This is a genomic window from Sunxiuqinia sp. A32 (assembly GCF_052690465.1).
On record NZ_JBQYLI010000007.1, the window covers coordinates 39,755 to 46,199 of the forward strand.

5 protein-coding genes are annotated in these 6,445 nt (G+C 34.9%); 4 read left to right on the forward strand and 1 reads right to left on the reverse strand.

The genetic code is table 11. The features are described from left to right. Nucleotides 1-82 precede the first annotated feature (82 nt). On the forward strand, nt 83-2,215 hold the full coding sequence (locus ACUNWD_RS08905) for a S9 family peptidase (protein WP_445587447.1): 2,133 nt from the start codon (nt 83-85) through the stop codon (nt 2,213-2,215). 40 nt (nt 2,216-2,255) lie between these two features. Here ACUNWD_RS08905 and ACUNWD_RS08910 read toward each other — a convergent pair whose 3' ends face one another. Next, entirely contained in the window at nt 2,256-4,094 is a 1,839-nt protein-coding gene (locus ACUNWD_RS08910; RefSeq protein ID WP_445587448.1) for a hypothetical protein, read from the reverse strand. 215 nt (nt 4,095-4,309) lie between these two features. Here ACUNWD_RS08910 and ACUNWD_RS08915 point away from each other — a divergent pair, with 215 nt between their 5' ends. From ACUNWD_RS08915 to ACUNWD_RS08925, 3 genes are all read left to right on the forward strand, one after another. Continuing rightward, nucleotides 4,310-5,038, forward strand: a complete 729-nt coding sequence (locus tag ACUNWD_RS08915) for a hypothetical protein (protein WP_445587449.1) — start codon at nt 4,310-4,312, stop codon at nt 5,036-5,038. A gap of 581 nt (nt 5,039-5,619) precedes the next feature. Beyond that, entirely contained in the window at nt 5,620-6,204 is a 585-nt protein-coding gene (locus tag ACUNWD_RS08920) for an RNA polymerase sigma factor (protein WP_445587635.1), read from the forward strand. Further along, nucleotides 6,194-6,445 (forward strand): hypothetical protein (locus tag ACUNWD_RS08925; protein ID WP_445587450.1); only part of this gene is annotated, 252 nt, incomplete at its 3' end. The genes ACUNWD_RS08920 and ACUNWD_RS08925, both read left to right, overlap by 11 nt.

Below are 6,445 nucleotides of genomic sequence, written 5' to 3' on the forward strand. Positions count from 1 at the left end.
CTGTAATTATTATGTGCTGATGAAAACTCATTGGTCAGTTTAAATATTTTTCTAGTTTCGCAGTTTCTAAAGAATTTTATCCATGAGATTAAGCATATTGATTTTTGTACTGGTTATATTCATTCAACCAGTTATTTCGCAAACAAAGCAACTAACAATCGATGATGCCATAATTGGCCGATATACAAAGTACAATCCAGACTATATTTCGGGGCTGCATTGGCGAAATGAGAACAGCTATGTGCTTATTGAAAATGACACTCTTTACCAGTGTTCTGTAAAAAAAGATCAAAAAACAAAATTGCTATCATTAAAAGAAATTCAGAATGCAGCTGAGAAAATATCTGTTGAAATTAAAAGTTTCCCTGCGTTCAGATTTCAGGATGAAAATACCATCCTTATCAAATATGGATTAGATATACTTGTATTTAATCTGACAGAAAATGAATTCACTTTGAATTTAAAAATTCCTGATGATTCAAAATTTCTGGATTTCTGTGATGCTAACAATACACTTACGTATACAAAAGGTCAAAACTTATTTATCCTGGATCAGTCAGGTGAAAAACAAATCACTTTTGACACCGATGCCGGAATTGTAAATGGCCAGTATGTACACCGCCGTGAGTTTGGAATTACCAAAGGGACTTTTTGGTCACCGGATGGGTATTACCTTGCTTTTTACAGAAAAGATGAAAGTATGGTGAAGGATTATCCATTGGTAGATTTCATGGCTCGCGAAGCTGAGCATACTCCAGTAAAATACCCAATGGCAGGAATGAAAAGCCATCACGTTACATTGGGGATCTACAATTTAAAATCAGGTGAGACGGTATTTATGCAGACCGGGGAGCCCAAAGAACATTACCTGACCAACATCAGCTGGGGACCGAATGAAGCATACATATATATTGCTGAACTTAATCGCGACCAAAATCACATGCATCTTAATCAATACAAGGTTGCTGATGGTTCATTTTCAAAAACTTTAATTGAAGAAAAAAGCAATACTTATGTTGAACCTGAACATCCGATTATCTTTTCAAAGAAAAATCCGGAACAATTTTATTATCAAACCAGAAATGATGGTTGGTCTCACCTATATATATATAATGTATATGGTAAGAAAATAAAACAACTCACAAAAGGAGATTGGGAGGTAACCAATTTCTATGGTTATGATGAAGCTGAAAAGAATATCTTTATTCAATCAACCAAAGAAAATCCAACCGAGCGACATATATACAAAGTAGAAATTAAAAGTGGGGAACTTACGAAGCTAAGTAAAACAGAAGGAACGCATACTGCAAGTTTCTCAAACGACTTTTCTTATTTAATTGATAACTGGACTGCTTTTGATGTTCCTCATAAAACTGATTTAATCAGCTCAAATGGAAAACTTATAAAAAACGTACTTACTTCAGAAAATAAAGCGTCAGATATCCAATTTGGAGAGAATAAGATTTTCACCATCAAATCAGAAGACAACAAAACTGATTTGTATTGCAGAATGATCCTTCCTCCAAATTTCGATTCAACAAGGAAATACCCTGTTATTGTATATGTTTATGGAGGGCCACATGCACAATTAGTAAATAATACCTGGCACAATGATGCTGGTTGGTGGCAATACTATATGGCATCAAAAGGCTACATTGCCTTCACACTGGATAACCGCGGTTCAGCTAATCGAGGCAAAGCCTTTGAAGATATCATTCATAGGAACCTGGGGATTAATGAAACCGCAGACCAAATGAAAGGTATTGAATATCTAAAAAGCTTACCATATGTTGACACAAATCGAATTGGAGTTCATGGATGGAGCTATGGTGGTTTTATGACCTTAAACCTAATGCTTCGTCAACCGGAAACATTTAAAGTTGGTGTAGCCGGCGGTCCGGTCGTTGACTGGGAAATGTACGAAGTAATGTACGGAGAGCGATATATGGATCATCCAGATGATAATCCCGACGGATACAAAAGTTCGAATATGATTAATCATGTGGGAAATCTAAATGGGAAATTAATGCTTATTCACGGAGTTCAAGACGAAACAGTAGTGACGCAGCATAGCATGAAATTTCTTCGGGAATGTGTCAAACAAAATAAACAGGTTGACTTTTTTGCATATCCAATCCATCCTCATAATGTACGTGGAAAAGATCGTATTCACTTAATGGATAAAGTCAGCCAATACTTTATTGATTATTTATAACAAGTAATTGGGAAATACCTGACGTAAATCACTGGTAAAATTACTCAAACCTTATTGGCTCAGGTTTTCGTGGCTGGAAACTATAAAAGTCGCCTTTTCTTCTTTCAGTAAAGATTATCCCGAACCCACCGACATCTGGAGGATGATTGGGGTAATAAGCTAAACGGAGTTGCAGTGTTCTAAAAACCAAACTCTCATTTCGAAGGCGTATACCAGCCCCTATTCCACCATAGTAATCCTGCTTGAAAATTAATTCCTTGTTTGAACCGATAATTCCCAGATCAGCAAAACCAAAAAGAGCAATGTTGAATTTTAAGATTTCACGATTTTGAAACAAAACAGTTTCCAAATTCAAACTTAGCCGTTGTTTTCCAATTGCTTCATCACTTTCAAATCCACGAATACCTATTTTGTATCTCAAATAAAGATCTTCCAAATCAAAACGTCGAATTCCCAACATATAGTTTAGCCGAATAAATTGGCGAGCACGTTGACTTCCGACCTGAAACAATCTGGAAATGTAATTCCCATTCAATTCAAACAAGCCCTGCTCAAAGTGTCTACCATATATATAACCACCAATTCCCACTGAACCATACAAATAACAAGGCTTGTACTTTATAAAATTACCTGATGAGAAAAACAAATGGCTATACCACCGCTTATTGAATTCATTATCATCATACCCAATCGTCCATTCATGAAGGAAACCACGCGGTATGTCTTCAGTAATTCCATAACTATATACAAGGTAGTCTCGAATGTAAGTTCGTTTCGACAAGCTAACGCTGGCAAGGTAAAAATCGGAATTTGCAAAATATTGATTATTCTGGGGATCAGGTTCCGGACGATCAAAGAAACTATACTGCCGCATTCTGGATGAAAAAGCAAGTTGCATGTTTTTATCCGGGTCTCCCTGATTTAACTGAAATGCATATCCGCCCCATAAATCCAAATACCGATAGTCCAATGGAAATTCTGTTTCTACCGGATCATCCTCAATTAATCGATCTGCCCTTTGCAATCGAAATAAAGAAACGCCACCCGCAAGGCGAGTCGTCGAACGAATAAAAGGTTTTTCACAAATGAAACCAGCCCCTTCCCTTTTATAGGTATTCACATAACCCACAGAAAAATCAACAAAATTTCCTCCTATATTATTAATTGTATAAAAACCTTCAAAACCGACATATGGTTCCTTGTCTACATGCCCCACCATTTTTGCAGATATTTGATGCCCCATTCCCCAAATGTTTTGATTGTACATCTCGAGGCTTGCAGATTCAATTCCATCGAAATTCCCCGCAATACCAAATGAGAATACATCCTTAGACAGAACCAACACATTTACCTGATCTGGATTAAGGTAATCTTGTGTTACCACAAAACGGACATCTCGAATATAAGGCAATGAACGGATTATCCGTTCATTATCTAAAACCTTATCCGCATCAAAAACATCCCCTTCATTTAATAGAATGTTCTTCCTTATAATATTCAAGTTTGTTTTTGTATGTAAACTATTTGCCCATTGTCCTAGTTTAGATTCTATCACCTGACTTGTGTCAGCAAAGGTAGGACCAAAAACATCCAGTGCTTGCACTTCTATTTTTGCAATGGTTTTCCCGTTTAAACTGGAAAGATATTCGTATGCTTTATTTAAGTCTGTTTGATCATCCTTACTTTCAACAACCAAATTTTTATAAATAAACCATGTTAACCGATGGCGATACGCTTTCGTTTTTAAGCTGTCGTAAAAAAGCTCCGACTCAGGTTTATTATATTCGTTTTCACCTGCGCCATATTCCTGAGCATCTGCCCAAATAGGAAAACAGGAAAATAATACGATTATATTTATCAACGAAGCAATCCTCTTCACAAAATCTATTTATTAAATACTGAGACAATTTATAAAATAAAATTCGTTTTTAAAGTTGAAATAATCCTAAGAAAACTTAAATCAACACAAACAGCACTTTAAATCATCTTATGAATCAAAATAAAAAAGAGAGAAATTAATGAAAGTTTGATAAGCTGAAAATCTGATAAAAAATCAATCGGTAAAAGATAGTTTTTTCCTTACTTTGTCTCAAGATGGTCAATCTGGTGGAATTATATAAAAAGAATGTATATGGAATAATGGGGACATTAATATTCCACATATTACTATTTGGAAGTTTTCTAATGGCAGAAGTCAACCAAAAAGGTGAGGTTAAAGAAGAACCAATTATTATCGATTTCTCACAAATTGAAGAAACTCCAGAACCAGAAGAACAGCCTGAGGAAAATAAAGAGGAAGAAAACAGTCCTTCAGATTTAAGTAGAAGTGATTTTCAGCCAAGAAGCAACCGGGCAGTAAACGAAGCAAACAAAGATCCTTTTTTCGATGAAGAATATCAGCGGGAAATTGAAAATGCCCAAAAATTAGTTTCCGATGTAAACAAACAACTATCAAAAGAAATTCCAGACATGGAAGAATTTAGCATGCCTGAAGAAACAACCGACGGCATGGATCCAGATTCCATTAAAAATACGTTCTACTCCGGAGAAAGTAATATTCACTATTTTTTAGAGAACCGATATCATACCAGATTACCAATTCCTGTGTATTTGGCGCAAGGTGGGGGTACAATTACGGTAGATATTTGGGTTGATCAGAGTGGTCGTGTTAAAAAAGCAGCAGTCAGAGAAAATCCAAATATTAAAGATCAGATGCTTCCAGTATACGCAGAACAAGCGGCAAAACGTACATATTTTAATGCCGATAATAACTCCCCAACCTTACAGAAAGGCACAATTACCTACACTTTCGTCCCACAATGATGTAGCATATAATAAAAAAACAATAATTTAACAAGAATTAACAAATTTTTAACGATTTTTACTGTTCTAGAACATATCTTTGTAGTACGTTTTTTTTCATAAGTTTAGGTTTAGTTAGGTTAGTTAGTTTAGTGAGAAAAGGTAGGCCAGAGGGTCTACCTTTTATTTTTTCATATAATTACTTCCGATCTGCAAAATTTGAACTTTCAATAGCGTTTCCTCAGATTTCAACTTTTTTGAAAATTTCTTCAATTATTTCCATTATCATTTTAGATTCTTTTGACTTTTTCAAAATCGTCAAATCAACAATTATTTGAAATTAGGCAAAAGATGTGCATAACTTAATAATCATCCTTTCATCTTTTTTAGATATTTTTGTATTGCGATATATTCAGGACACCATAATAATTAATAAAAAGGGAACTCATTAAATAAAAATACAACCATTTGCATTTTCAACATTTTATAAACATATTTAACGTGAAAATGTCTGTATCAACAGCAAGGAAAAAGGATTACGATGGTAATTTTATTTAAAAGCAGGGTTACCTTTTCAAACTCTTAAGAATTAACAGGTGAAAATGATAAGTTACACGAACGAAGAACTCCTTAGCGGAATTCTGAGGAACGACAATTTAATTCTCCAATATATCTACAAGAACTTCTTTTACAAGATTAATTTCTTTATTAAAAAGAACAGTGGTGATGATGAGGATTCAAACGATGTATTTCAAGAAGCAATCATCATAATCTACCGGAAACTTAAAGCAAATGATCTTGTTCTCGACTGCTCCTTTGAGACTTATTTATATTCTGTCTGCCGTTTTTTGTGGTTAAAGCAATTAGAAAAACGCAAAAACGAACGTGAAAAAATTCACGACAACCACGAATTCAACGAAGATATTTACGATACCAGTCTTGAAGAAACAACCGAAATGAATGAAAAGTACAAATTGTACCAAAAGCATTTCAAAAACCTTGGCAAGGATTGTCAGAAGATTTTACAACTGTTTTTTGATAAAGTGCCACTAAAACAAATTGCTCAGATAATGGGCTACCAAAGCGAGAAGTACGCTAAAAAGAGAAAATATAAATGTAAAGAGTACCTCGTAAAAAGTATTAAACAAGACATTGAATACAAAAAGATATTGGAAGATGATACGTAAATCAAATTATACTGAATACATTGACAAGTACCTGAGCGGCGAACTGACCGGCGACGACTTAAGGGAATTCAATGTGGAATTGGCAATCAACGCCGACCTGGACGAAGAAATCAAACTTCATCAGGAATTGGAAGAAGCCATTCAGGAGCAAGATGTTACAGCCTTAAGAGCTAACTTACAGAACATCATAGAGAAAGAACAAGAACAGGAAGAATCCGCAGAATTTGAATACGTAGAAAAT

Bases quoted from the DNA above. Each gene is read 5' to 3' on its own strand.
- ACUNWD_RS08905 (WP_445587447.1), top strand. From the start codon at position 83: ATGAGATTAAGCATATTGATTTTTGTACTGGTTATATTCATTCAACCA.
- ACUNWD_RS08915 (WP_445587449.1), top strand. From the start codon at position 4,310: ATGGTCAATCTGGTGGAATTATATAAAAAGAATGTATATGGAATAATG.
- ACUNWD_RS08920 (WP_445587635.1), top strand. From the start codon at position 5,620: ATGATAAGTTACACGAACGAAGAACTCCTTAGCGGAATTCTGAGGAAC.